This window comes from bacterium (assembly GCA_030018315.1).
In the GTDB taxonomy this organism is placed as follows: domain Bacteria; phylum Hydrothermota; class UBA3073; order JACQXS01; family JAGMCI01; genus JASEGA01.
In genome coordinates, this window is the sequence record JASEGA010000016.1 from 1 (window position 1) to 26,927 (window position 26,927).

31 protein-coding genes and 1 other RNA gene are annotated in these 26,927 nt (G+C 45.9%); all 32 read right to left on the minus strand.

The features are described 5' to 3' along the window. Window positions 1-257: 257 nt before the first annotated feature. Entirely contained in the window at window positions 258-581 is a 324-nt protein-coding gene (locus QMD71_06200; GenBank protein ID MDI6840418.1) for a hypothetical protein, read from the minus strand. Window position 582: 1 nt separating this feature from the next. Further along, window positions 583-819 carry a hypothetical protein gene (locus tag QMD71_06205; GenBank protein MDI6840419.1) on the minus strand — a complete coding sequence of 79 codons (237 nt, stop codon included), beginning with the start codon at window positions 817-819 and terminating at the stop codon, window positions 583-585. Next, on the minus strand, window positions 812-1,102 hold the full coding sequence (locus QMD71_06210) for a hypothetical protein (GenBank protein ID MDI6840420.1): 291 nt from the start codon (window positions 1,100-1,102) through the stop codon (window positions 812-814). The genes QMD71_06205 and QMD71_06210 overlap by 8 nt, the downstream gene beginning before the upstream one ends. 10 nt (window positions 1,103-1,112) lie before the next feature. Continuing rightward, window positions 1,113-1,184: hammerhead ribozyme type II (locus QMD71_06215), an RNA gene on the minus strand. Window position 1,185: 1 nt separating this feature from the next. Then, entirely contained in the window at window positions 1,186-2,022 is an 837-nt protein-coding gene (locus QMD71_06220; protein MDI6840421.1) for an amidoligase family protein, read from the minus strand. Between the two features lie 187 nt (window positions 2,023-2,209). Further along, entirely contained in the window at window positions 2,210-2,509 is a 300-nt protein-coding gene (locus QMD71_06225) for a DNA-binding protein (protein MDI6840422.1), read from the minus strand. A gap of 534 nt (window positions 2,510-3,043) precedes the next feature. Further along, entirely contained in the window at window positions 3,044-3,358 is a 315-nt protein-coding gene (locus QMD71_06230) for a hypothetical protein (GenBank protein ID MDI6840423.1), read from the minus strand. A 14-nt stretch (window positions 3,359-3,372) separates the two neighbouring features. Continuing rightward, window positions 3,373-4,419, minus strand: coding sequence for an N-acetylmuramoyl-L-alanine amidase (locus QMD71_06235; GenBank protein ID MDI6840424.1), 1,047 nt, complete (start codon window positions 4,417-4,419; stop codon window positions 3,373-3,375). Window positions 4,420-4,473: 54 nt separating this feature from the next. Next, entirely contained in the window at window positions 4,474-4,758 is a 285-nt protein-coding gene (locus tag QMD71_06240; protein ID MDI6840425.1) for a hypothetical protein, read from the minus strand. After that, window positions 4,758-7,610 (minus strand): glycosyl hydrolase family 18 protein, encoded by a 2,853-nt coding sequence (locus tag QMD71_06245; protein ID MDI6840426.1) that lies wholly within the window; start codon window positions 7,608-7,610, stop codon window positions 4,758-4,760. The genes QMD71_06240 and QMD71_06245 overlap by 1 nt, the downstream gene beginning before the upstream one ends. Further along, on the minus strand, window positions 7,607-8,452 hold the full coding sequence (locus QMD71_06250) for a hypothetical protein (GenBank protein ID MDI6840427.1): 846 nt from the start codon (window positions 8,450-8,452) through the stop codon (window positions 7,607-7,609). The genes QMD71_06245 and QMD71_06250 overlap by 4 nt, the downstream gene beginning before the upstream one ends. Beyond that, window positions 8,453-8,635: a hypothetical protein gene (locus QMD71_06255; GenBank protein MDI6840428.1), complete on the minus strand. Its 183-nt coding sequence runs from the start codon at window positions 8,633-8,635 to the stop codon at window positions 8,453-8,455. Window positions 8,636-8,646: 11 nt separating this feature from the next. Beyond that, complete coding sequence (locus QMD71_06260) at window positions 8,647-10,131, minus strand: phage tail protein (protein ID MDI6840429.1); 1,485 nt, start codon at window positions 10,129-10,131, stop codon at window positions 8,647-8,649. A gap of 13 nt (window positions 10,132-10,144) precedes the next feature. After that, window positions 10,145-11,284 carry a hypothetical protein gene (locus tag QMD71_06265; protein MDI6840430.1) on the minus strand — a complete coding sequence of 380 codons (1,140 nt, stop codon included), beginning with the start codon at window positions 11,282-11,284 and terminating at the stop codon, window positions 10,145-10,147. Further along, window positions 11,229-11,972, minus strand: a complete 744-nt coding sequence (locus tag QMD71_06270) for a phage tail family protein (protein ID MDI6840431.1) — start codon at window positions 11,970-11,972, stop codon at window positions 11,229-11,231. The genes QMD71_06265 and QMD71_06270 overlap by 56 nt, the downstream gene beginning before the upstream one ends. 3 nt (window positions 11,973-11,975) lie before the next feature. Further along, window positions 11,976-13,988, minus strand: a complete 2,013-nt coding sequence (locus tag QMD71_06275; protein ID MDI6840432.1) for a phage tail tape measure protein — start codon at window positions 13,986-13,988, stop codon at window positions 11,976-11,978. 5 nt (window positions 13,989-13,993) lie between these two features. Continuing rightward, the gene (locus QMD71_06280) at window positions 13,994-14,236 is read right to left on the minus strand and encodes a hypothetical protein (GenBank protein MDI6840433.1); all 243 of its coding nucleotides are present in this window, start codon (window positions 14,234-14,236) and stop codon (window positions 13,994-13,996) included. Then, window positions 14,205-14,639 (minus strand): hypothetical protein, encoded by a 435-nt coding sequence (locus tag QMD71_06285; protein MDI6840434.1) that lies wholly within the window; start codon window positions 14,637-14,639, stop codon window positions 14,205-14,207. Before QMD71_06285 ends, QMD71_06280 begins: the two co-directional genes overlap by 32 nt. Continuing rightward, complete coding sequence (locus tag QMD71_06290; protein ID MDI6840435.1) at window positions 14,639-15,622, minus strand: phage tail tube protein; 984 nt, start codon at window positions 15,620-15,622, stop codon at window positions 14,639-14,641. The genes QMD71_06285 and QMD71_06290 overlap by 1 nt, the downstream gene beginning before the upstream one ends. A gap of 19 nt (window positions 15,623-15,641) precedes the next feature. Beyond that, on the minus strand, window positions 15,642-16,115 hold the full coding sequence (locus QMD71_06295; GenBank protein ID MDI6840436.1) for a hypothetical protein: 474 nt from the start codon (window positions 16,113-16,115) through the stop codon (window positions 15,642-15,644). After that, window positions 16,112-16,567, minus strand: a complete 456-nt coding sequence (locus QMD71_06300) for a hypothetical protein (GenBank protein ID MDI6840437.1) — start codon at window positions 16,565-16,567, stop codon at window positions 16,112-16,114. The genes QMD71_06295 and QMD71_06300 overlap by 4 nt, the downstream gene beginning before the upstream one ends. Before the next feature lie 7 nt (window positions 16,568-16,574). Beyond that, complete coding sequence (locus QMD71_06305; protein MDI6840438.1) at window positions 16,575-16,964, minus strand: hypothetical protein; 390 nt, start codon at window positions 16,962-16,964, stop codon at window positions 16,575-16,577. A gap of 6 nt (window positions 16,965-16,970) precedes the next feature. Then, window positions 16,971-17,348 carry a hypothetical protein gene (locus QMD71_06310; GenBank protein MDI6840439.1) on the minus strand — a complete coding sequence of 126 codons (378 nt, stop codon included), beginning with the start codon at window positions 17,346-17,348 and terminating at the stop codon, window positions 16,971-16,973. 16 nt (window positions 17,349-17,364) lie between these two features. Continuing rightward, entirely contained in the window at window positions 17,365-18,366 is a 1,002-nt protein-coding gene (locus QMD71_06315; protein MDI6840440.1) for a phage major capsid protein, read from the minus strand. A gap of 1 nt (window position 18,367) precedes the next feature. Further along, window positions 18,368-19,795: an XkdF-like putative serine protease domain-containing protein gene (locus QMD71_06320; GenBank protein ID MDI6840441.1), complete on the minus strand. Its 1,428-nt coding sequence runs from the start codon at window positions 19,793-19,795 to the stop codon at window positions 18,368-18,370. Window positions 19,796-19,808: 13 nt separating this feature from the next. Continuing rightward, window positions 19,809-20,678: a phage minor head protein gene (locus QMD71_06325; protein MDI6840442.1), complete on the minus strand. Its 870-nt coding sequence runs from the start codon at window positions 20,676-20,678 to the stop codon at window positions 19,809-19,811. Further along, window positions 20,584-22,119, minus strand: a complete 1,536-nt coding sequence (locus QMD71_06330) for a phage portal protein (GenBank protein MDI6840443.1) — start codon at window positions 22,117-22,119, stop codon at window positions 20,584-20,586. The genes QMD71_06325 and QMD71_06330 overlap by 95 nt, the downstream gene beginning before the upstream one ends. A 4-nt stretch (window positions 22,120-22,123) precedes the next feature. Further along, a complete protein-coding gene (locus QMD71_06335) occupies window positions 22,124-23,554 on the minus strand; it encodes a hypothetical protein (GenBank protein ID MDI6840444.1) in 1,431 nt (476 codons plus the stop codon). Next, on the minus strand, window positions 23,538-24,113 hold the full coding sequence (locus tag QMD71_06340) for a hypothetical protein (protein ID MDI6840445.1): 576 nt from the start codon (window positions 24,111-24,113) through the stop codon (window positions 23,538-23,540). The genes QMD71_06335 and QMD71_06340 overlap by 17 nt, the downstream gene beginning before the upstream one ends. 183 nt (window positions 24,114-24,296) lie before the next feature. Further along, a complete protein-coding gene (locus tag QMD71_06345; protein MDI6840446.1) occupies window positions 24,297-25,787 on the minus strand; it encodes an adenosylcobalamin-dependent ribonucleoside-diphosphate reductase in 1,491 nt (496 codons plus the stop codon). A gap of 104 nt (window positions 25,788-25,891) precedes the next feature. Continuing rightward, a complete protein-coding gene (locus tag QMD71_06350; GenBank protein ID MDI6840447.1) occupies window positions 25,892-26,248 on the minus strand; it encodes an HD domain-containing protein in 357 nt (118 codons plus the stop codon). Between the two features lie 120 nt (window positions 26,249-26,368). After that, a complete protein-coding gene (locus tag QMD71_06355) occupies window positions 26,369-26,668 on the minus strand; it encodes a hypothetical protein (GenBank protein ID MDI6840448.1) in 300 nt (99 codons plus the stop codon). Between the last annotated feature and the right edge of the window lie 259 nt (window positions 26,669-26,927).

Sequence of the window (26,927 nt, forward strand, 5' to 3'; positions counted from 1 at the left end):
TCCACCTTAATCCGTAAGTCATTGTTATTGCCTCCTTATAATTTAGTGTTGCCCTGTCGGGTAATCTTATTTACCTGATAACCACTCCGTTAGCATACCTCACATTCATCGGTTTACACCAGTTTCATGTTGCATCTACCACCACCTTCGTTTTCCTAACTTTTTCACACTTTTCTCAACTTTCTTCGAAAACTTCCACTGCACTTTTGGGTATCCATCCCTCATACTCTATGCTCTCTATCATGTTCCTGATTAATTCAATATCTTCTTGGCTCTGTGGTATGTGGTAATGCTTGCCACACTCTGGTCCAATTCCGTAGAGAACGCTCACTGGGTGTGCCAATCTTTCTGGCTAACCACTGCTTGATGTAAATTCTGGCTTGTCTGGTGGTGGGTTTCGGCTGTAACTGTTGCTTCCTTCTGATATATAGTTTTGCTAGGTCGTTCCAAATTAATTCCTTATCTTCTGGATTATTTTCAAAATGTGTCTTGAGCCATGTTGCTGTCCTGTTCAACTTTTCTAAACTCCTGGCTTGGAGCATCTCCTTTTCAGCCTTGTTGAAGGTTGTCAGTGTACACATGTTATTCCCCTCCTACCATCATTTTGATAACTCCCACTCTCTTCAGTTCCAAGATAAACTCTCTTGCATCCCCATATCGTATTTGTTCACCATTCCAAATTTCACACCGTCTTGCTACACTCTCCATATACTCCTGCTTGCTCTGGGGAAGCCACATATCCAACTTCATGGCTCTCACCAGGTCTTCATAGTTCTCAGCTTCAAACCTTGCACCGTCTTCACAGATTATCTTAATCATCCTTTACACCCTCCTTTGTCCAAAGTATCAGCTTACCCTTGCTGATGTAATTCTCAGGTTTGCCGTCATAGTTCAAAGTTCTGTCTGCTCTGTATGCTCTCAGGTCTTCTCCCAATTCTGCAAACTCTTTTGCTGCTTCATAGTCATAGTCAAAGTACCTTATCTCACGCTTACTGCTCATAGCCTTCACTGTACCTAACATACTCTCCCATATCGCTGGTCTATGCTTCTTGGTTGGTTTCATCTTCCTACATTCAATCCCTAAGTAACTTGCCATTCTCATTACCTCCTTGTTTTGCCTGCCTTCATCAGTGGTGGGAGGCTATCCCCACCAGACTTCCCCACCACCTGGGGAAGTTTCGGCTGTTAGCTTGCCAGTGCCATATTGTATTTCTTGGCTAAGGTGTTGCGTCTTTTGTTCAGGTAGCTGACTGCCTCCTGCTGAAGTTCATCTGCTCCCATCCAACCGTAGGCTCTTACCACTTTCTTGAAGTTAAACCAGTCGGTTGCACCCTTCTTCAGTTGTATCTTACCTTGAACCGCTCTTTCTACCATCATTTGGGTAAAGATGACCCAGGCTGAAATCTTTTTGAACTCTGTGCTTCCCTGGTGTTGTCTGAATTCGATTGTGCCATGGCGTCTGAAGCTCTGGCAATTCAGTTTGATGTAACGGTCTGGATAAATGCTATTGATGATTTCTTCAACGCTGTTGGCATTTTGTAATGCTTCCAGGTTTGTTCTGGGACTCTTGCAGTAGGTGTTGTTCATTCCCCTTCTGCTCTTGGCAACCAGTTCGTCAATGCTATCTTCAAACCTTGCATACATGCCGTAGATATTTTTGAAGGTTGTCAGGCTGAAGTCGTTGGCATCATGGTGAACGTGAATTCCACAGCTCTTGTTGACTTTAGCTCCTGCTGCTTCCAGTGCTTTACAGACAGTTTCCAGTTGCTTCAGTCCGTCGTGTCCTTGGAGTATTGGGCTGACAATTTCTAACCCTTCGTAGTCTACGCTTGCATCTGTGACTATCTTCCAATAAGATCTGGTTGTGTGGTTGTATCCCTCGACGTGGCAGTTGATACCGTATTCCCTAACCTTCGCTGCAACCTCTTGTGCTCCTGCTCCTCTTTGGTGGCTCTGTTTCAGGAAGAATTCAATCTCTACTCCGAAAGTCCTCTTAGTGTTGAAGCCAGTGTTCTTTTTCATTCTTGTTTCCTCCTTATTATTTGGTGGTGGGGAACTCTCTCTTCACTCTTATGTCCCCTTGGTTAATCTTATTATCACTGACTTGGCAGATTTTCACACATCGGTTTTAACCTGATTAACGTCGGTTTGGACTATCCTCTGCTGGTATGCTCTTAATTGCTCCCATTTTCAGACTTTTTGAAATTTCCTAAAATTTTTCTGAAATTTTAAGCACCTGAGAGAAAGTCAGGTCTTCCAGCCTGGGTGTGTCCTGTGGGTTTAACCCAAGCTCACTCATCAGCTCTGTAGCACGAACCCTGCCCACCCCTGGTATACTCTCCAGGAAGTATTGAACTCTCATCCTTGCCACCTCACTTTTCACTCTTCTGAGAACTAAAACCTCGGCTGGCTGCATTTCACCTGTGGACAGTTTCTTTCTGAAGTCAGCCTGCACCTGCCTGATATGTTGTCCTCTCAAAAGCAGTTCCTTACGTTGCCTACTCAACATTCTCGTTGCCTCCCTCTAATGGATTGTGACAAGTAGTATGTTCCACCATTCCCAATACCATTCCAGGCAAACCGATATTTTTAATGCCATACCTTCCCTCCAACCCAGAACTGCTTTCGTGAAAAAATTTCGTTCAACCTGAAAAAATTTTACCCCAACCTGGTTTCCAGCTTGCGACGAACCCTCGGTTTTAAAATGTCCATTTTACAGGCATTAGCCCAAAATCAAACCGACGTCAGTTTTGTGGATTAGCTTAAATCCTGTGGATTTAACTCAAATCCCACAACCTGTTTCAACCTGAAACAACCTGAAACAACCTGAAACAGGTTGAAAAGAAAACCCTCCTCTATTTAGAGAAGGGATTTTCCTTTAAAGTATGCTTTTATTCAATTCTTTGTCAGTTGCATTACGTATTGTAAGGGTAGTTAATCAGGTAAGTGCTGATACCTCCACCGCTGAACGGACAAATTTCTCCATTTTCGCAGGGTTGTCCAGTATGCCAGGGCTTTTCGGCTTTAATCAACAAATCTCAAATTATTTAGGTAAAGGTTGTCGCTTAGCCCAAGCCTTCAGTTCATCAAACACCTTCTGGATTAAAGCCTGATACATTTCCTCAGATAAAACGAACCGTAGCCACTTGGGTAGCAGGTGGTAGGTGTTGTTCTTTACCCAATTAAACTTGGTTTTACCTGAAATGAGAGCTAACCCTCTAGCCCGTTCTTCTGCTTGGAATATCATGGATGCAATTATCTTTTTGGCTTTACTGAAGTCATAGATAGCATAGATTGCAATTGCAACCACTACTACTACCAACCCCCACCAGGAATTAAGCCCTTGTAAAAACTCCATGTCTTCACCTCCTTCTATATTTTAATTAAATCGTTGACATTCATGGCTGCAGTAACTGCACTGCCAATCCCTATTACCACTCGGTCTCCACGGACTTCAATGACATCATACACTCTCTGATACACAAAGCTTGCCAGGTTGCCACCTGTGTAGGTTTTGGCTCCCTGCTTCACCCGAACCTTATCTCCTACCCGAATAGGCTCAGGTGCTTCAGCCTTGCCAGGTGTTACAGGTCTGCCTGCTCTGGTGGTGATATAAATGTCATAACCGTTGCTCTTCAAGTCGTTAGCCAGCCTGTCAGCATTACTCCGTACCCTGAATGCTCCAGTCTGTACTCGGTACAAGTCGTCATCACCTTGTACCATATAGGTGTCATAGCCATCAGCCTTCAACCTATGGTACATTCTGTCAGCATTAGCCTTAACTGCGAACGCTCCCACCTGGACACGGTACAGTACGTCGCTATCTTCGTCATCAGCCCCAGGTGCAATATACTTGACGCCTAGGATTTTACAAATTTCTTCGGCATGAACTTCTGCCAGTTTCTCAAGGTTATCCTCATTCTTAAGCCATGCTTCATCAATTGGGTTATCATGGAAGCCACTCTCAGCCAGGAACACATGGGGACAACCCACCGCCACAGCATTTCTGATTACTCCATAATAATCCAGGTCAGTTCTGCCAGGATACAACCTTGTCTTGGCTCCACGGTCTGGGTTATCCATTAACTTGGCAGAAGCAGCAGATATTGCTGCAGCATGCTGACGGTCTCCACTCCTCCTGACAGAGTAGTAAACCTCACAACCTCGTACTCGCCCATTGGCTGCATTACTGTGTTCACTGATGAACAAGTCGTACCCCCTTGCTGCCTCACCTCTCGCCTGCAGGCTTGGATTTTCGTTCTCCTTCCTGGTCAGGTCGGCTACAACACCACACCTCTCTAATGCTACCTTGAGACAGGTGGATACAATCCACATACCCCAATACTCATAGTAACCAGTTGGTCCACGGTTTGCATTCCCAGGTGCATGCCCTGGGTCAATCATTACCTTCTTGGTCATTGCCAATCCCCCTTTCATAGTTTATCTGAGAAACAACCCTATTAAAGTCACAATCTACCCGCCCACAGCTATACCCAAGAGTATCATTTCTCTGGTGTCGCTAAAGGCTTGCCTCCTTCCAGCTTTACCAGCCTTTAGTTTTGTTAAGTCTGACACAGTACACTCAACAATCTTGGTTAGCTTCTCCTGTGACTCCATAACATCATTGAGTGTTCTCCTCAAGTCGTTATATTTTCTCATCTCAAGCTGGGTTTCTCTCAAGTCATTTTTAAGGCTGTTAAGCATTTCAAACAAATCTTTGTTACTGTACCACTGAGTATCATCCTTTCTATCTGGCATCACACACTCTCCTCTCTGTTTGCGTCTGGTAGGTAGGTGAACAAGGTCATGTCCTCTTGCCCCAATGCCCACATACCTATGCCCTTAGCATTGTAGCCACGAATAATGTCTACAGTTCGGATGAACCCTTGGGCATCACCATTCCAAGCAACAGAGAACCCCTCTGCATCACCAACATATATTGACCGCAACCAGATACCTGCATCAACAAATTGAACTTCTATCTCCTTACTACCCTGCCAAGATTGAACGGTTGCCAGTGGTGAATGACGGTAGTCCAAATCCCATGGATAAGGCTCTAACTCTGTGCTCCTCACATTAAGCCCTGAGTACTCCAGGTAGCCATATTGGTCGTACCCCACGCTTCGTGGCACTTCTCCGAACGTATAAGTTTGCTCATCGATTTTGACTGCCAACTTCTCCATTGGCTCGTATCGGTCAGTGGTGTTTATAATCAGGTTGTAAAGTCTAACCTGCCCACCTTTAACATAAGCACCCCAAGCTCCCTGTTCTACGGGTGTGGGTAGTTGCATATCAAAGTACTGCCTGTTACCCACCACACCGATAAATCTGTTGTTGTGCACGGTTACTCTTATATCCACACTTGACCCTTGCAAACCTGCTAAAGCTGCACTCATTGGCTCTGTGGCTATCACCTGACCGTTATATATCAGCTTTACCGTGTTGTCTCGGTAGTCTACCAAAAACAAATACCCTTCATTGCTATTCCCTCTCTGACTTGCCAAGAACCTCATTCCTGCAGCTTGTTGTTGTCCTGTCTCAAAGAGCAACCTAACCTCCGCATGGATATTACACGAGAACCGCTTGTCTAAAATAAGCTGTCCGTTGCTGCAGGTTGCATACCCTGCAGGCTGGATAATCCACTCACCTGAACTAAACCCTACAGCACTCACCTGGCTGATACAAACCATCTGCTCTCCAGTCCAGTAAAGGTTTGGTCCACTTCCACTACTGTAGCTGGCTGGGTTTGCCCTCCTGTAATATGCTGTACGTGTCAAGTCGTTGTTCGGTATCTGCTGGTTGACATGTGGTGAGATATTGTCTTCCCAGATAATGACAGGTCTCGGCACTCTCCGTATCGTTTCAGCAGTTACCGTCAGCTCCTCTGGCAGAGAAGCCAGTCTCTTTTTTAGTACCTTTCCATCCACTTCGTCCCTCTCGTAAAACTGCTGAATGTTCGGTGTACAACGCATCACCCCTCCTAAGTTATTTTGGTCATAGCTCTGGCACACTATGAACCCGTATATGACAGCTTGGTTAGTGTTCCCCACCTCAATTGTATTCGTGCCAGAAAAATTCCATGAACCGCAGTCATAGAAATGACTGCCCAACACATAGAACGGATACCAGTCTTCCAGGTTTTCTCCTCCTATAGTGAAAGGAGAACTGTTTACAGTAATACCTATGGTATCAGCTCCGTATGTGGGGAAGCTAACCAAGGCTATCAGTCGGTAATTGCCTGTGGCATTAAACATATAGGTTATCTTTCCATCTTCTGAAAATATTGGCTCTTCTCCATCCCAACCAACCAAGGCTGGCACACATGCTTTCCGGTTTTCGTCATAAGCCCATTGACGGTTTCTTACTGTGTAGCCCTGGAAGGTGTGTTGCCCTAACCCCTCTTCATTCCTGGTAGCTTGCAAAGATAAGCTGGTTTCACCTGAACGAACACCTGATGTTAGAACCATCAGCACACCGCCAAAAACAGGTCTTTGTCTCTTGAAGTAACTGGTGATGAACCGCTCTTGGTTGTATGTGCCTCGGTTGATGTTCCTAACCGTCTCAATGTGTGGCTCTCTGAACATGTCATATACGTGCAAGTAACTCTTCTGGTAGTGGCTCTCGTCATCATGAGTACCACACCAAGGCAGGAATGGCTGGTTAACCCACCAGAATGAACCGTCTGGTCTCCTACTACCCTCGTTGTGTTTGAACAATCCGTTCTGCCACTGGATGAGCTGTTTGTAGGTTACAGTTGCTCCCCGTCCACCCTCAACGCTGATGTTCCAACGTCTGCCGTATGCTGCGTTACCTATGAATGTTCTGTCAGGTGGAAGGCTCTGGGCAACCCAGCTCATGACATTCTGTAGCCACCACACAGGTGTACTTGGTCCAGGTGCTGAACCTGCCCAGGCGAAGTCATAGGTCATCAACTGGTACTCGTCACAGTTGGCTTGAGCCATTATTGGGTAGCTGTGCCAACCGTAGTAGCTTGGGTTATTAACTCCAGTCATAGCATACAGGTTGACACGGTCTTCCAGTCCTAACGGTATGCAAACCTCTTGCTTAGTTCTTATCAACAGGTCTCTGTATTTCTCAGCATCACCCTCACGTGTGCCCACCTTCTCGAAGTCGGTCTCAATGCCTGCTATGGGATATCCTGCTGCAAGGTAAAGCTCGGCAATCTTGTACAACTGGTCAATATAGGTGTCTTGGCAACCATCTGTATTGTCCAACAATCGGTTAACCAGTGTGTCTCCAAAGGCTATCGTCTGTAAACTCCACTTGATGTTTGGGTATGTCTCCATCAGATATCTCAGTGATGTTGGAACCCAGGATTGTATTGCAGTGCCTGCACTGTTGAGCACGTTCAACCAAGTGGCTTTATAGTTGTATATAGTACCGTCGTTTGCTACTCCGAAGTCGTGCAACCCAATAGCATAAATTTTCTCATGATACAGCTCAATCGCTTGGAGGAAGCCCCTGCTATTGACGCCCCAGTTCATAGGTGCATTTGGGTCAATTGTCACCCACTCACCGTTTATCTTCTGTTTGTATTGGTCAAAGTTTGCACTGCTGGGTGCATGTAAGCTCCATGACAGGAATTTCATATCTTACCACCTCCCAACGTGTACTGAGTAAACTCCGCAACCCCTGTAAAGCCAATACCAGTATCTCTCATATATTGCACCTGGTCAACACCGCCCCAGGCATTGGAAATTTCTTGGCTCACCCTCTTGTAGAATTCAACCCTTATTCGGTACGAACCCACAGGCATTACCATGAAGGATTGCCTTGGAGTGGTCAAAATTTTGGTCTCTCCATTGACTTCCCCCACGTTGAAGTGTCTTATCCCCTGTGGTTGGGGAACGCCACCCACAGTGGCTGTACGTGTGCTGGTATGCAATTTAATCTCTGTACCTGCTGTAGCACCGCTCATATAAAATTCTTTAGTGTACCGCTTGTGCAGTGGGTGTTCTTCAAACAAACCCCAGTAAACCCTGTCCCAACTCTCTATCTGGGTGCCAAAATTAGTTGAAATCTTGAGTAAGTCGTAGTTATCCTTAGGATATATGGTTAAATCAAGCCCAGCCATCATTATAGGCTTGGAATAGTCTTCATGATAAACGTTAGGGATGACAATTACCTCATGTCCACGCCCTATAAAGTTGAAAAACCTGTTCTTAACGCCTTCATAGACTTCAGGTGGAAAGTTTTGATATTCGTCATTCCCTTGTGCTGTATCGTTCTCATTTATGGTACTTTCCACCAATTTCAAAATCTCTGATGTGTGGGGAATATAAGCAGTAACTTGAGCACCGCCCTGGAACATGATATCGGTTATGGTCAACTCCCCTTCAAAATTGTTGGCAACCACCCTCAATTCCATGCTCTCTATTCGTTTATCTTTGTTGGGCTGGAACACCTGCAAATATCTTACAAACTCTCCCATTTACATCACCCACTTTATCTCAGAAGGGTGTCCAGTCCATTCTGTGGATATGGTGCCACCCTGGAACATCAAGTCAGTAATATACAATGTCCCACTAAAATTCTTACCAACCAGTCGTATCTTGACTGACACAATTCTCTTGCCCCAGTCTGGTGTAACCACCTGTGCCTTTCTCCTAAACATAGTTACACCTCCTAAACCAATGGCAAGAACACAATCTCTGTGCTGCCATCATCATATTTAATCTCCACTTCAATGCCTATCTTTGCACCGCTTGCTGGTTGTACTGCAGTTACATCAGCCTCAAAACTCACTGCAAAGTTATCACGGTTGGAAGGGTAAACCTTCTGCTCCATCACCTTCTCCTGTGTTGGGTGTCCCACACATTTGAAACTAGCTGCACCTGTCTTCCCCCTGGTGGCATCTACTTCCCAGCCCAGGTTACTCCAGTGAGCAAAACCTTCGTCTGCTCGGCTGTTAATCAGATAGTTGAATACCATCAGCTCAAGCATCTCACTCCTGTCAACCGTGTCAGCTTGCTCCAGTTGTCTTGCCACGTCTCTTACCTGGTTAAGCAACATACTCAAGTCTGGAGACTTGGCACTTAATTCCAGGTCGGTATCCCATGGTTTAACAACATTATACTCCCACCTGACTATCCTGGTCTTGACGAATATACCAAGGTCTTTATCAAAGGTTGTAACCTTATCCCCCAGCCTGAACACTTCGTGGCTAAGTCCAGTCTGGAATGACAGGTCTGAAGCCTTAACAATATAACTCTCTCTCGGTCTGGATAACTCTTCTAAAATCTCTTCTGCCTTCTCCTTCAGGTGGAACGGATTAGTAAACCGCTCATCTTTGAAGGTTTTTACCCTTACCTTGTCAGTGTACTGATAATTCTCCAAGAATTCCACACCGTTGTTTACGTCTCGAATGGTCATCATATTCTTGCCGTAAGGGTAAATTTTGGTGATTAACTCCTCTGTACTTGACTCACTCTCCATACTCCTCATATTTTTGCCTGTTACTATGGCAACCCCTGGGTCACCACCTATCTGTTCTCTCAGGTGGACAACCTTGGTAAGAGTGTCAAACTCTATCTCTCCACCCCAAACTTCTGGAATATTCCACAAAGCACTCAGCCTGTTGGTTAACCCAGGCTCAAGCTCCAGGTTACGCTCTGTATCAATTTCAACGTCTCCAACACGCCAACCTGTGCCTGCCAAGATATCCGTCATTACCACCTTTGGAGTGGTTGCTACCCACTCTGATTCAACCATTGGCTCCATGTATTTGAGCTCATACCAAACCGCTTCACAGTACACTTCCATGTTAATACTGCCCTGCTCTGGTCTGACAGTAGTGATACGCCTGATGACATACTCACGGTCTACAACTCTGATTAAATTTTCAGTTTTAACATATTGTCTCTTGTCATCTTTGAATGGGAGAACAAAGGTCAGAGTGTGTTCACCATTAATCTCTTCAAAGATTATGATGTCTGTGGCATTCTCTAGCACCGCTAACACCTTTCGGTCTTCGCCCAGCACCACTGGTCTGGCTTTGGCAAGCCTATCATAGAAGGTGGGCACAGGTGGTCTAATGTCAGCTCGGTCGTTGTACCGAACTACACCCAGTCGGTTATATCTAATTGTCCCTAACTGGTTATACCTTGCCATGTGTCCTCACCTCCTATTCTTTACGTCTTACAAATGCAGCAGGAAACATCTCATTTACCTCAGTACTTTGCATGGTTGCACCTGAAGGGAATGGGTTAGGCAAACTGTGCTCACTGCCTGTGTGAGTGTGACTAACCCTATAAGCCACATAACTTCTAGCTGGATTCCAATCTGTAGCTATCACTGGTAAAGTCTTAGATCGAAGCCCTTGGAAGGCTTGAGTTGCATTGCTTACAAACCCTATCCAATAAAGCCCTTTTTCAAGTGTAAATTCTGCACTGCTTGTTCTTAAACCTGTTGTGGCTGATACAATTGGTCCACTGTCATGCACCAATTCCCCTGGATAGCCAGCACCGTTGTCCTTCCAGATACCAAAATTTGTATAGTTTCCTCCTGGTGTTAACAGGTTTGACCCTATACTGTTAAAAGTCATGGTATGTGGTACAAACATGGGCAGTACCAACAGAGAATTAGCTGATAGGCTTATACCACTGTTGTTATTTCTTTCACTGGCTCCATCACCAATCAGTGCAGCATTTTTGTAACTACCTACCGCATATATTGGGAAACTGAGAGACTCAATATTCTCAAGTATTTCCACCCTTGTGTTCAGGTCTTCTATATCTTCAGTGTTATCTCCTACCTGTTCACCCAATTCCCCCAATGCAGTGACTAAACCGTCTACTTGGTCGGTCTTACTCTGCATATCGTCCAACCTCTGAGAAGTGGCAACTATATGTTCGAAGTCGGCTGTTACAACATCTCCAGGTTGTTGTTGCACGTGGAACACAATTGCACCGTGTCCTGGGTACACCACATATTCATCTGGGTCAACTTCTTCCTCATTACGGTAGATAACTGGCTCAGGCTCTTCCAACCAATTCTTTATATCTGCCTCGTAAATACGGTACTGGAGGCTGATGTCCTCTTGGTCTGCTACAGGTGTTAACTGGTAGCCTGTCTGGGTGTCTGTGTCCATGTCCAGAAGCTCCTCCAGTTTGTTGACGCCTGCCCCAAGCCCATTCATGTGGGCAGCAATTACGCTGTCTGCAGTGCCCAATTTTTTGAAGCCTGACTTACTCATATTTAACCCTCCTTTATAACCATCTACTTCTGCAGATGACTTTAATGCTGTTGATATCGGCTGAAGCACTGGTTACGCTAAAGTTGTTTAAGCCTGGTCTCGTCAGTAAGAATTCCAATGTACTCAAATCGTTAATGACACTCTTTCGCTCTTGTTGAGCATCAAGGATATAAGCTGTCATCCACTTGCTGTCGATAACCAAGGTTTCTCCATACTCCAACCTTCCCAGAAAACTCATAACATTGCCGTTAAGGTCAATGTCCAACTGTCCGTGTGCCATTTCTCCTGTTATCTCAATAATAGGCTCACTCTCAACTGTCCCTTTTCTTACGAAGTCGTTCGTACCTACCTGCTCAAATTCAAATTCATCATCTTCCACCGCATACCAAAAAGGCTCTGGGCAGAAGAAATTAAACGTTGCTTCTCCATGTGTAGCCAGAGTGGGCAGTGGAGACTCACCTACCAAGATACCCTCAATATACTTATCAGGCTCGTCATGAAAAATCAACCGCTTAGGCTCATGTTTGTGTAAGGCTGCAGCTATTTCACGTCTCCTGGTGTTGAGAAGTTCCACGCTATCCTCTGCCACTACCACCTGGACAGGAAGGGTAATAGCCTCATGCTTCTTAAACATGAACAAAACACCGTGTCTACCTTCAATATTGACCGTCTCTAATGACTGGCTTGGCATAATCGGTCTTTGCACATCTCTGATAAACATCAATTCACCCAGGTCTACACCGTCATAGGTAATCATAGTCTACCCCCTCCCTTTTGCCCTATCTCTGGCATTTTGTTTACGCATCAGGTTGGTGCTGATGTGTGGTGTTGTAGCCCTAGCTACCTCTCTACCATCAATGTACAGAGGAACGGTTATAACAAATTCTCCACCGCCACCACCTGAACCAATTCTATCGGCTATCGCCTGTGCTAGTCTTCCAAGCACACTCTCAGACAGTGGTAAAACTGCCTCATCATGCACACCTTCACCAATGATTGCAGGTGTCGGGTTTCCAGCCCTGATAAATCCACCTCGTGCCAGTTGGGGAATGTTGGGGATATTGAAGCCAATCGAACCGCCTCCCTTACCACCAATACCAGGAATCCAGTCAGGTATCTTAGGAATATTAATTTTCACCCTGTTCAAGGCATTAATCATTCCGTTCATTAACCCAATTATACCATTGATAGGTGCTTTAATGATACCTACCATACTGTCCCAAATACTTCTGGTCGTGCTACGAACCCTCTCCCAAACACCTGTTATCTTACTGCTCATCCAGTCGAAGGTTGTGCCAATGACATTACGTATGGTATTAATCAGGTTTGTAATGGTGTTCTTGATACCGCCCCAGATGTTGCTGGTTACGTCTCGTACCCTGTTCCAGACATTCTGTATGGCATTCCATACAGCATTGAGAGCATTAGTGAAAATTTCTTTGATACGCTCCCAAACCTCTATGAAAAACTGAGATATCTCTTCCCAGTTGGCAATAATTATGCCTAATGGGTGGTATTTGAAGAACAAATCAACTATGAATGACAGTGCTTTCTGGAAAATCTCTTTAATCCAGTCCCAAATACCCACAAAGAAGTCGGCTATCGCCTGGAAGATTGCTGTAGCTTTGTCTTTTATCCACTCCCAGCTATTAACAAGCCACTCACTAACCGTGTCCCAGTTCTTCCAGAGGAGAACTATGGCTGCAATAAGCCCTACAATTAACACCACAATCCAGGTTATCGGGTTTGCCAAGAGTGCTGCTGTGAATGCCCAGGTAGCCTTAACTGCTGCTAGGAACGCTGGCACCATACTCTTTAAGGATATGGTTGACAGTGCTTCCTTGGCTGTGCTTACGCCTTTTATAGCTAGTCCAAGTCCCATCATCAGTGGTCCAAGGTCTTTAACTGGCTCCAGAAACGTGCCTATACTCCACATAGCACTGTCAATATTATGTTTCAGGTTAGCCCATACACCCAAGCTCCTGGTGTTAATCTCAGCAAGTTCATCAGTTAGTCCTGCACTGTTTTTGAGCCTCTTCCGCTGCTCTTCTAAGGTCTCGTTCGCTACACCAAGCTCCTGCCAGAATTTATTTACATCACCTTCGGCATTGCGGATTGCTTCCTGGAAGCCCATAACTGCTCTTGGTCCACGCCTACCCTCTGCTTCCAGTGCAGCCATGGCAACTACCACATCATCAACGCTCAAGCCCAAATCCTTCAAGGCTGGTGCTTCACGCCTCATCAACTGTCCCAGATTATCCATATTAACTGTGGTTTGGCTCGCCAAGAAGGTCAGGCTATCCAGGTGTTCTTCAGTCTCGGACAGAGGAATACCAAGTGCTGACAACATTCGGTCGAAGATATCAATACTCTCAACTATATCTTTCCCTGTGGCATCAGAGAACTTATCAAATGTGGGTAGCAGGTTTTCAAACTCAGCCTTGGTAGTCACACCAGACTGGATTAACCGCTCCATGCCCCTTACTGCATCATCATTGGAGAAGGTGGCATTAGTCATGGCTTGTATCATCTTGCGTAATTCAGTCTCATTTTCACCTGTAATAGCAGCAGTACGCCTCAAACCGTCGTTAAGCTCAAAACTTCTGTTGGTCATCTTGGTCATAGCACCGCCTACAGCAACACCTGCAGCAGTAACCTTTACCCAGTTCTGTTCCATCCAGCTTGCTGCTTGCTTACTGTTCTTGCCAATCTTCTCAATAGTATCGCTTGCCTGGTCTATTGCTTTGATGATAATTTCCATTACGTTTGCCACACTGCTCACCTCCTCCTCTGTTCTACTTGAGCTTTAAGCAAACTCTTAGTGTCTGCAGAACCCTGCACCTTGCTGTTTTTGTTGTTCTCTATCTCTTGTTGCATATGGTTTATAGCTTCTATGAAGAACTCTGTCTGTGCAGGTGTCAAATCCACCTGAGAGCAGTTGGTGAACGGTATTCCAGCAAGGTGCATCTGCAAAATTGTTTGTCCTTCTCTACTTCTTGCGAAAGGAACGTACTTGCTCAATAGCCTCCTCTGATACACCTGAAATATTGAAAACAAACTCTGCAATCTCCTCTACCACTCCCACTGGTCTCAATTGCTTTACCTCGTCAATTGTCCATTGCTCATCTATACTTAACGCAAAGGCAACTGCCATAGCCTTGGCTTCAAAGTCTAACAATTGTGTTTGCTTGGTGTCAATTTCCACCTCTAAGGCTTTCTCAGTTGCAGCCCTATCAATGTTGCCCTTCTTGTCGAACACAGGCTTACCGCTTACCTTGCCTGCACTAGCTCGTGTAGCCTCAATCTCAGCCCACTCACCTTCTGTCAAAGGTCTTAGGTCAAGCTCACCATCCAGCTTTTCAAAGTATTGGGTATGAACCTGGTTTTTACCTTTGAGAATATCAGCTTTAGTCAGCTTAGCCATTAACCTTCACCACCTTCCTGGTCTACATCAACCAAGGATACATACACGTCAGTGGCAATCTCGGTTGTGCCATCGTTGAGTGTCAAGCTGTCCATATACGCCTTGGCACTAATCACCTGAACCAATTCATCCCTACCAGAAGGTTGAAGGTCAACGTTGGTATGGATAACCCTTGGCATAAGGATTACCATTCCTTTACCATTGCCTGCATCAAAGTTGAATTCCAGGCTGTACTCTGTAGAACCTGTATCACTTGGTCCAGTTTCTCCTCCCCAATACCGCTCAAGCTCTTCAGTACCTTCGAAAAACATGTTAGCAGTCAGTGTTACCTCACGGTTGCTGGCTAACAACTTTCTGGGATATCTGCTCCCAATACTCCTACCAGCAGAGGCATCAAAACCATTTGTAATTGTCAGGGTGAAGCCCTTGATATCAGCAGATTTATCTCCGTTGTTAAGCTTGGCAGTTACCTCATGGAACGCCAACGGATAGTCTTCAGGTAGGATGAGCTCATGTTGCTCCTTCAGTGTTGCCTTGCTATCCTTAACCGCCACAATGTCTGCTGTAGCTTGGCAGAAGCTATCTTCCACTTGTATCTCCAGGGAATTAATCTTACATCCAACAAACACATGCTCAAACACGTCTTTACCCAGCCTTGCTGTAAAACTCGGCAGGTTTGTTCCGTCGCTGGCATAAATCTCATGCAGGTCTTCAGCTCCTGTGAACACATATCCACCCAAAGCCCACTTGAGTAACCATCTGATAGTCTTGATATCGAACGCATACACAATGTTACCGCTTGGACTGTAGAAGCCAGGTCTGTGTAGCCTTGCACCCCTACCCATACTACCTTCGAACTCCAGGTTGGTATCCCCAGGTGCATCCAGAGAAGCACTAGCAATATCCACGTGGAATTCAGCATTCTCAGCTTGGGCAAACTCTGTTTCTTCTGCTAATCCAAGATACCTCAAAATCTTAGGCATTTACACCATCCTCCTTCCTTTATTGGCTCGGCTCAAGTATGGTAAACAAGACTTCCACCACTGCTGCAGCCCCAAACAATGAGCCTTGCTGGTGGTTTGGTCCACCTGCCTCGAACCGTAAGCTCTTAGTGTCTTGTACAAAATTCCTCAAGCCCAAGGTACGGTTTCTCAACACCGCACTCCGAACCTTTGCAGCAAGCTCTGTAACTTGCCTATAACCCTCCTCTGGGTCATCATTCTTTACCGTCGTTGCAAATATTACAGGCAACCGCCATTGTTCTGCCAATGTCCTGGGTGATTGTTGCATCTGAGCCATGTCTGTAAAAATGAACACAGAAGGTGTCTCTGGTTTAGGTCTGGTCTTGTCACCTCGGACAACCGTCTTCACTCCCTCCAGTAATCCCCCTTCTGTGATTTCTGCCTCTATGGTCTGGACAATGGCATCCAATATTTGGTTGATTGCCTGGTCAAGCCTTATTTGATGTGGCATCATGCTGCACCTCCTAAACCAGTTTCTCGTAAGGCTCTGCTAATGAACTCTTCAGTTCTCTTGCTTGCCTCATCCATGGCTCTGGTGGCATAAGGGTTTCCTGGTATCCCTGGGTGCATAACTCTGGCAACTGGATGGTCTGCACCTGCCCAGTACAATGCCTTCTTGTTAACTGGTCGTATCTCATACGGTTGTCCAGTTGGTCCATGGATACCAGTTCCCTCATGCACGTGCAAAGCATAATGCACACCGCTCCAGATTTTCCAAGCCATTTCATCCAGTTGAGAAAGTTGGAATGAGCCAGCAAGCCTACCATGGTCTACAGGTGCTTCTTTCCTAATATTGCCCCACACCTCTGTGGCAGTGTACTTGATAGCCAGAACTAAAGCTTCTCTGGTGGCTTCAAGAAGTCGGTCTACATCTTCCTGTTTCCACCCTTCGAATTTTAGCTCCATACCTGGCTCACTCCTCTCTCTTCTTCATCACCATCATACCAAACCGTGGTTTTCTGGGATATCTAGAAAGGTCTCTCATAATCGGCTCAGTAAAGATGTTGTCATCAACCATCTGCACCTTGTAATCATCCACCTGAACAATGGTGCTTTCCCTCCTGAAGGAAGCTTGAGCCACCACGTTAGCACATACCCTCATTGCTATATGGTTTATGCCAGGAGGAACACCACCTTCTACCTGGTGGTAATTTCGGTTACGGTCTTGGTCAATGATGTCTTTAATCTGAACTAACCAACCCTCCAGAACCTCTATCAATTCCTCGGTTTCTTCCAAGCCTAGGTCTTGGGGTTTTACGCCTGTATACTGCATCACCTCTTCAGGTGAGCTGTAATATTCCATTGTGGCTTACCCCCTTTCCCTGAACTCGTCGTATAACTCCTTGTGAGATTGTCTGACATGTGCCAGTAACCCCATTCGGCTTGTTCCTTGGTAGTCTTCGCAGTATGGGCAGTCAAACTCACCCTTCTCCTGCTCTACCTCGGGATTTTGTTCCTCCTCGGTTAAATCAGGCTCAACAGTTTCAACACTGTTGGGTAATCCGTCGCTGTCGCAGGGTTTTACCCTTGCCATTTTCACTTGGAGATGAACACAAGCCTTGATTTCCCTCAATTGGTAATCACTTACCTCAACCTCTGTGGTTTCCAGAGGAGGAAAGTGTTTTCCTCCTCTGTGTACCACGCTGGTGTACTTGTTTGTGACATTAACCTTGGACAATTTACTCATAGGGATTTACACCCCCTTATTCCGCAGGCTTTTCTTTGTCAACTAGTGCAACTACAGCACCGTTTTCATCTTCATAGTGGCAATCAGCTTCGATTGTCAATACGAAATCAGTACGTCTTGCTTTGGCTTCACGCTCACGCTCAATAGTTACTTCATGGAACACACCCCAAGCCATGTTGTCAGGGTGTTGTAGCATAGCTACCCTACCAAGAGAACCAGCCCTCTCCAGCATTGGACAGTACACTACAGGGATACCCTTGTAATACAGCCCATCACCAGTGGTTTGTGCCCTATCACCAAGTGCAGTACCACGTGCTTTCAACAGGTCTCTATACCCATCTTCAATCTCATAAGGTACGTAGAACCTCCACTCTGCACGGTTGAGCAAGTACTGCTTGGGAAGTCCATCCAGCAAAGCCTTCAAGACTTGCTCAGGATAATCGTCTGCCTCTTTGTTGAAGTCAGCATCTACACCAGCACCATACACCTTGTTCTTGGCTTTCTTCACCCAACCATCAGTCAACCATAGGATTTTATCCTGTGCATAAGTCAGGTCAGTGTCAGCGAAGATTGCCCATTCTTCAAGGTCACGCCCTGCAGCTTCACCGAACAGGTTGATAAGAGTAGTCTCAAACCCACCACGCTCAATGTTACGCCTCAAAGCACGGTCTCTGATACCAGTTACCGCTTGCATCTCCTTGGCAATCAGTTTGTTGGTTGCGAATTGAGGTTTAACGAATTCGTTCTCAGTAAGAACGTGCTGCTCCTCTACGCTGTCAACTACTTTATTGCCAGAAGTCAACACCCTGCCAACAAATCCTACACGGTCAATCTCGGTAACATGAGACTGCATCTCAATAAACCGTGCTTCAGGAAGAATGGTAGTCCTGTGTTGCATAGCACGTACAAATTGGTTGAACTTCTCAGGTGCTAAAATGCTCTCACCCAGGTTGTCCACAGTGATACTCTTGTAAGCTTCATCCAACTTCGCCAAAATCTGCTCATTGCTGTAAGTCATGTTATTTACCCTCCTTCACGTTTCTTTTTCTACCGAATAAATCTCGGTCTTCGTGCTGGGACTTGGTAGCCCCTCCCACTTCCTCACCGTCTTGCCCTTTCAGGCTTTTAGGTGTAGCACTCTTCTTACCTACCTTAGTTTCCAACGCCTCCAACTTCTCCATCACCTGAGACTTGAACGCTTCATATTCAGTGTTCTCAGCCTCTTCTTGCCCCTCGGTCTCCTCTGTGGTCTCAGCTTCATCAGCCTTTGCCTTCAGTGCTTCAAGCTCCTGCTGAATAGGCTCAACCGCAGACTTGACAGCCTCATCGATGAGATTTTTCAATTCTTCAGGCTTGATACTCATGTCTCCATCCTCCTTCTCTTTGTTAGATTTTTGTAAACCCTCACTGAACCCTACATCTCCTCCACCACGCTCCTGCTCTGCTTCAGTTACCAACTCTGCCAAGGTTTCATAGGCTTGTTTCAACCTGCTATATGTCTCTTCAGAGAACCTCCTGCCTGCCTTGTGTGCCTCTTCCAGTTGTGCAACTGTTTCCACCACCTGCTCACTGTTATCCTTGGCAGCAGGCATCAGGATTTCTTTGACCTTTTGGTACCAGTTCTTGCTTTTATCCTTAGCCTTTAGTGCAAAGAACTTTGCCTTGGGCACTGCAGGCTCATCAACAATACTGACTGCACATGCTATCCAATCTGGTCCAAGGTCTCTAAGCAAGGTTTTCTTCAGTGCCACATCTTTATTCTTGCTTACAGCTTCAAGTGTGGTACGCCTGATACCCATCACGCTGTAGCCTGTCAATTCGCCATTCTCTACCCTGCTCCAGGTGGCATCATCCAAAACCTTGCTGGCTAACACCCACGTGCCTGCTGGCAGTAGTGTCTTAACCCCAGCCTGGTTAACCTCCATATCCATAGGTAGTACATAGCTCTCTACAGGCACAGCCACGTTGTTCAGTGTGTGTTGTAGGTCTACATTACGGTAGCTCTGCATCCACTCGTGTGCTGCTTCCTCAATCTTCTCCTTGGTTACTGTCTCACCGTCGCTGTCCTCTTCACCTGGAACTAAGACTGCTGCATATGCCAGTCGCTTTCTGGCATTCTTCATGACAATTGGTCCAGTCAACTCACATATGTCTAACCCCTTGTTGGAGATATCTAAGCCAACTGCTTCCAACCGCTTCTGCACGTACATATTCTCAACTTCTCGTGGTTGTCCCAGGTAAACTTGGGTATCACTTCTCATATATGGCACTTCATATAACTTACCACTCACCTCATCCTTAGCAATCACTGCATCATCAAACGTGTGTATTACGTAGAAGTCAGTAATGTCACCTTGGCTAGAGTCATGGTTGTCCAACTCCCTGTACACCTTGCTTCTAAGCCTTTCCATGACAACTTCGTAACTGTCGTTTACTCTCCTGCTCATCGTCTCACCTCCTTTACACAGTAACTAAGTCACTCTCATAGAACCAGCTTGCACCTGTTGGTGGTCTCATACCCTCTGGTACCAGGAATGGCACAACCCTACACCTGCAGTTAATCCATTCCTTAATAGTCAGTTCACCGCCAGAACGGTCTCCTGGGTATTCCAACCCATTGCTGAAAGGCTCTCCCACACGTACAATCTGTCCGTGCATCTCGACGTGGCTGGCATCAACCTCATCTCTCACCCTTTCATCCAGTGCTGTATACCACATGTGATATTCAATACCAAGCTCTTGTTCGGTCAGGTAAGCACCTTCGTTCTGGAAACTGTTTATCTCAGTTCTGGCAACCCTCCTCAACTCATAGTCTTGCATTCTCTCAAACACCTTTCCAAGCTCTCCTGCTGCTTCATCTATACCAAGCCCCTCTTCATAGCTCTTGGCAAGATTGCCCATGACGTCACCTACAATACGCTGCATGGTACGGTCACTGGCTACAAACACATGCTCTAGGATTGTGTTCTGTACCCTCTCTGAGAAATCGCTGAACCCAATACTTACTCCCAACTTCTGCAGTTCACTAATGATACGGTTTCTACCGTACCTTGCTGCCTGCAATGCTTCTTCTCCCAGTAACTCCTCAAAGGTGTCCTTTGCTCTCATCACCTGGTTGATAATGGCTCTCATGGTCGTGTCGTCGGTGGGTAGTCTGTTTCGTCTGAGAACCTCCTGGATAGTTCTCTGACTTACATCAGCGAACAATGCCTGCAACTCTCTTGTCAATCGTGCTTCAGCTTGTAATTGCCTTGCTGGCAACCGCTTTAAAGCTCTTAATGACGTCAATGATTTCTCTATCTCCAGTGCCATCTTTATCGCTGTCCGCATACTTCTCTGCCACCTCCAGTAGCCTCTCTTGCAGGCTCATCAATGTTGCCTCCAACTCTGGTGCTACGTCAACCTCTAAGGTAATCGGCTTACCGTTTAGGTAGTGGGCATCCATAGCTGGGTGTTCCACTCGGTCAAGTCCAAACCTCTCCCCAAAGTGTAGGATAAGTTGATTAGGTGTCATTGCTGCCTTGTCAAAGAGCTTGATGGCAATTTCCATATCGTGCTTCTCGTCGCTAGTGTCTATCTCAGCGAACTTAAACTCAAAATCAAACGCCTCAAAACCATCATACAGAATGTGTTTATTGATAAGCCCTTCTAGCATTTCTTGCCTTGGCTCTACCACCGAACGCTTGTAAATCTCGGTACTTTCTTGAGCTGTGTTACCTCCCAAGCTACCAGTCTCTGCTATACCCATTCTGTAAGGTGGCACACCGTGTGCTGCAAGTACCTCATCCCTGTTGTCCTTACGATATAACCTGAAGCTGGCTTCTTTAACATCAACGCTCAAAGGCTTGAACTCAATCTCCACTTCCCCCCGTCCATCAATGGTGGGTATTGACATTATCAGTGTTGAATGTGGAGACTTAGATAGCTCGTTAAAATGTTCCTCAATACTTTTCTCAAACTCACTCTTACCATCCTCATCCAATTCACCTGGGTCAAAGTTGCCTGTGATAAACACCGCATAAGCTGGCACGCCCCAGTTGTCAAAGAAGGCTATATTGTAATCACGCCTTGCCGCATCACCATGGATAGCCCCCAGTGCAGGTATCACGTCTGGCAATCCGTAATAGTCGCTCCTGGGTGTATAGTTGACAACCCAGAAAATTTCTGTGGCTCTACGCTCTGGTGCCAAGGAACCAAGCTCTTTAATGTGCCCTGTCTCAAAGTCCACATCATGCTCAAACCCAATACGCTTGAACCACCTGGTTTTGCTCCCTCTCACCTGGACGAACCTGTTGCCATCCCTGTGTACTCTCAATGTGTGGGCAGGAATGTGCACCAGGTCTGCAGGCTCACCGTCGTGCTTATAATCAACCCTGGTCAGTTCTGCTGCACCATAACCAATTGCCTCATAGTCAAACATCACCTTGTCAAAGGTCTTGCTTACAGGCTCTGAAAGGTCACTGAAGAAGTCTTCAAGCATGGTCTGCATGCTCTCATTCGGTTTGTCCACTAGAGGAATAATCTGCCAACCTAGCCCAGCAACATCTCTGGCTTTGGTCTTGCAAGCCCTATAGTGGTAGGTGTTCAGCTCCAGTATTCGTGCCAATGCTTCAGGATTATACAATGGTTGCACCAACCCATGCTGGTTGTAGCTGTCTGTAAACATGTCGGCTGGTAACTGCTTGCTGGCAGACTTGTTGGCATACTGCTCCAAGATATCCTCTCTAACAACCCTGCCATTTTTGGTTACAAATGCAAATGGTTTTCTCATCTAATCACCGCCTTCCCACACTCTTTGCTCTGAGCTTTATTGGCTTAACCTCATTCTGCTTGGCAAACGCTAGCATCAACGCATCAGCCCTGTCAGGAGAAGGTAGCCCCCTCTTCTTCATGTCATCTTTACTCTCAACTTGTATCTGCCCTCTGCTGTTTATCTTGTACTTGATGTTGGCAAGCTGGGCAATCATTTCTTCATCATTCTCTATGTCAATGTCTCCATCTTCGAACCGCTCTCTCAAACCCCACCACCATTCAGCACGCTTGTTGGCGAACCGTTCACTATCACTGGCTGCAAAACCTGAACGCATTTCTAAGGCTGGCTCATTAAGTTCTTTCAATCGGTCGAACACGCCTGCCCCCAACCCATCAGCATCAACCTTAATCTTTGTTGCTCCTGTATCTCTCCTGGCAGATATTGACAACCCTGCTGTCTCCATTGTATCTCCCATTGGTCTGGTCTGGTATATTCTGGCTACCGAACCTCTTCTAAGCAACCACACACTCTCATCTGGTCCATACCTAGCCACATCTACACCCAATTCTACTGGCTCTCCAGGCTCAAGCTCTGCCCTGACAGCTCGCTCTATCCAGTCCAGTGGTATTAATGTGTCTGTGCCTTGTGTTGGGAACTGCCCTAACACTCTAGCCTGGTATAGTGGAGAATTCTTGCCCCACCTCTGGAACCGCTTGGCAACCCACTGTGGTGTTACCAGATATGGGTGTGGTAGGTTGTCTGTTATCTTGTTCTCCCAAGCACCGCTCTCAATATCCTTCTCGGTTATCCTAAACGTCGTAAAGTTTGGTGTGTCAAAGGCACTAATATAAAACTTCTTGATACCTGGTGTCTTAAACGCCTGACCGAACCTGCCTGTTGTACTCGTTGGGTTTCCTATCATCAACAATCTGGCATGTTCACTTGTCAGTACACCGTCAATTGCTTCATATATTTGTTCACTCACCCCTGCAGCTTCGTCAACTATTACCAAGATGTTGACTTCGTGGAAGCCCTGGAAACGGTCTGGGTCATACTCTGGTGCTGTGAAGCCCCAAGCCCACCAGTTGGTGTCTAACTTCAACTCCTGGGTTAACAGCTTGCCACCCAGTGGTAGTTTAGCCCTACTGTGTGCTAACCGTATCTCCTTCCACAAAATACCCTTTACCTGCCTGTCGGTAGGTGCAGTGGTGATAACCACGCTTGGTCTATGGTTGAACAGATACCACAGTGCTGTGTTCGCTGCAATGTAGCTTTTGCCAGCACCGTGGCAACTTGCTACAACTGTCTCTTGGTTGACCCTGACCGAATTGATGATTTCCTCTTGCACACTCCATAGGTCGTTTCCTAAAATCTTTTTGACCCACCATGGTGGTTGCTGCTGGGAACGCTTCACCATTTCTCGGGCAACCTCTGGACTAATTGGTGTCTTCATCCATGCTTGCCACCAAGTCTATCCAGGTCTCCATGACGCTGGCTTTTCTACCCTCGGCATCTGTCCCCAGCAACTCAGCCTTAGTTTTCAAGCTCGTGTTGATGTTGGTATTCAACACCTTCAAGAAATCAGCCAGTGGTTTAGGAGCTATTTTCTGCTTAAGTTTGTCTGCCATCAGTTCGGCTGTTCGCTTGTACATAGCATAGTCAGTTTCTATCATATCATCCAACTTTTCAATCTCAGACAGGTTTTTATCAATGTACTGAGATTTCAAAAGTTTACTCTTCTCGTAAGCCAGGTCTACTTTGTCCTTCTTCTCTCCATATTCTTGAGCAGTCTTTTTATCAGCATACACCTGCTTGATAGTATCCTTGTCAACAAAGTGCTCACGCATATGCTTCCATATGGAAGTCCTGCCTATGCTTTCCTTGAGCTCCTTCTTAACCCTGTCAACACAATCAACCAGTGTAACGCCTTCCAACATCCACTGTTCAATTTTGTCACGGTTAGGGGAATTGCAAACCTTGCATCTAGTAGAATAACCCAAAGGTTTCGCCATGCTCCTCTCACCACCTTTCACAACTCTTTGTCAGCATTCCGCAGAGTTTGGGTAAACAATTCTTCTCAAACGGTTTCGCAATTATTTCAGCGGATTACCACTATATTTCTTCAATTTTCATTATACCTCATACGAAAAGGAAAAGCACATCCGAAAGTCTTTCATATTAAGCCTATATTTAGCTTAAATGACGCATTTCTCACACTCTTCCACAATTACCTGGTTTTTTCTGCTTTTATCTCTGTATACTGTCAGTCCTTTACAGCCCATTCTGTAGGCATGCCAAACTGCATCTTCCACATCACGCTTTGTAGCTCCACCTGGGAGATTAATGGTCTTGCTTATTGCATTATCCACGTGCTTCTGCCAAATTGCTTGATGTTCCACGTGCCACACCCAATGTATCTGCCCTGCTGTCCTAAACAGCTCTTCATCATACTTACCCCATAATGGATGATATCGTGTGTACTCTATATCTGCCTGATGACGTTTCTCAGACACGGCAAATATTGGCTCTATACCACTTGAACACCCTGCCAGGATACTTATGCTGCCTGTGGGTGCAATCGTTGTTACAGTGGCATTTCTACCAGCACTGGCTTGCTTTCCCACCTGTTGAATGAAGCCTCCAAGCTGGTCTGCAAGCTTCAATGCCTCATCGCTATCATATTTGATACTAAGCTTAATGAGCATATCTGCCCAGCCCATTACACCCAGTCCTATTTTCCTGGTTTTCTTTGTCATCTCAGCAATCTCTGGTAAAGGGAAGTTGTTACAGTCAATTACCCCATTCAAAAACTCTACCGCATTAGTAACGGTATCAGCAAGCAGGTCATAATGCACTTCTCCACCTGGAAGAACATGCTCTGACAGATTGATTGACCCTAGGTTGCAACTCTCATATGGCAACAAAGGTTGCTCTCCGCAAGGGTTTGTAGCTTCCATCTCACCCAGTTCAGGCATAGCCCTATTCCTATTTATAGTGTCTATGAATAGCACTCCAGGCTCACCGTTGTACCAGGATTGTTCTATAATCAAATCCCAGATATCTTTAGCTCTAACGGTTTCCCAAACTTCGTTATTCCTGGGATTAATCAAATCAAAACTTGCATCCTGCTCCACTGCTCTCATAAATTCGTCTGTAATAGCCACGCTGATGTTGAAATTGCTGATAACTCCATCAACGTGTTTGCATTTGATAAACTCAACAATGTCTGGGTGGTCAACTCTCAACACACCCATATTGGCACCACGTCTCATACCTCCCTGTTTAACCGTGTCTGTGCCAACGTCGTAAACCCTCATAAAACTAATTGGTCCACTGGCTACCCCTCCAGTACTTTTGACCTTATCTCCTTTCGGTCGTAGCCTGCTAAAAGAGAACCCTGTTCCACCACCGCTCTTGTGTATCATGGCTGTGTGCCAGAGACTGCCAAAGATACTCTCCATGCTATCTTCTATTGGTAACACAAAGCAGGCTGACATTTGTCCAAGCTCTCTACCTGCATTCATCAATGTTGGACTGTTGGGTAAGAACCTGTTTTCTGCCATCAGTCGCTTACCATTGCCAACCTTGACGTAGTTTGCTACACGATCGAACATTTGTTCTGGTGTCTCATTTGGAGCTAAATACCTCCTCTTGAGCAATTCCAATTGAACTTCATCAAATTTCATGGTTTTACCTCCTTTTTGTTGAATTTTGGTGAGAGGGTAGACTTCCCCTTATACCTTATTATATCTCTATATTCTTCTCTTAACCCTACTTTCAACAAAAATTTTCAACATTTTATTTTGTTGAAATCCAATTTAAGGTCTTTCCTTGATGAAAGGTAGTCGCAAAGGTGGACATACCACTGTATGGTGCTGCTTGGCTTCGGCTCTCCCCACTTACCCATGTGGGTGGCAATACATTCCCCTACACGCCACCTCAGTGAGCCTTCAGGTACGCCTGCACAGTACTTCTCCTGGGCAATCTTATCGTGTCCGTCAACAGTGTGTTCCTCAGTCTCACCGTGCTTCCAGGTGTCGTGTAATATCAGTGCAGCTATAACAATGTCCTCTTCTGTGCTGGTGAAGTCCATCAGCTCGAACAGATTGATTGCTACCCACACTGCTGCCCTGGTATGTCTTACCAACCCACCTTCACCCTGGGAGAACTCTGGCTGGCACTCTCCAGAAGTATTCTGGTGCTTGTTCCAGGCATTCCTCTACCCACTGTCTCAGTCTGTCGTGCTTAATCCACCTGGTACACCTCTTCAGCTCCATTTACCTTCACCTCCACATTCAGTACACCGCCAGATACCTGCATCAAAGGCACAGAATACCTGTTGGTTGAACTCGTCTCTGTCATCCACGCTGGTGCCACACTTTGGGCATTCAGTTGGTCTGTTATCTCCTAATGATAGCACGCTTGGCTTAGGTTGTGGTTGTACGCCCACCTCCTGCATAGCCAGTAGCCTGAACCAAGTACTCATTGATACACCCTTACTCTTTGCTACTTTAGCTACCTGGTTGTACAACTCCTCATCCAGATATACGTTCACACCTTTCTTCATTCCAATCCCCCATTTCTTAATCGTTAATTTTCGGCTTAAATGGCAATTTTCAAGCTCTCCGTTCACCGCTCCCCGCAGGTTTTTTCTCCACACTCCGCTCCGTTTACATCACTCCACACTGCTCCACGCAACTTCGCAGGTTGTTTCAGGTTGTTTCAGGTTGAAACAGGTTGGGACTTGGTCAAATTTCAGGTTGTTTCAGGTTGAAACAGGTTGAAACAGGTTGAATTTTAACCAAATCCCTGCGGATTTCATCTGT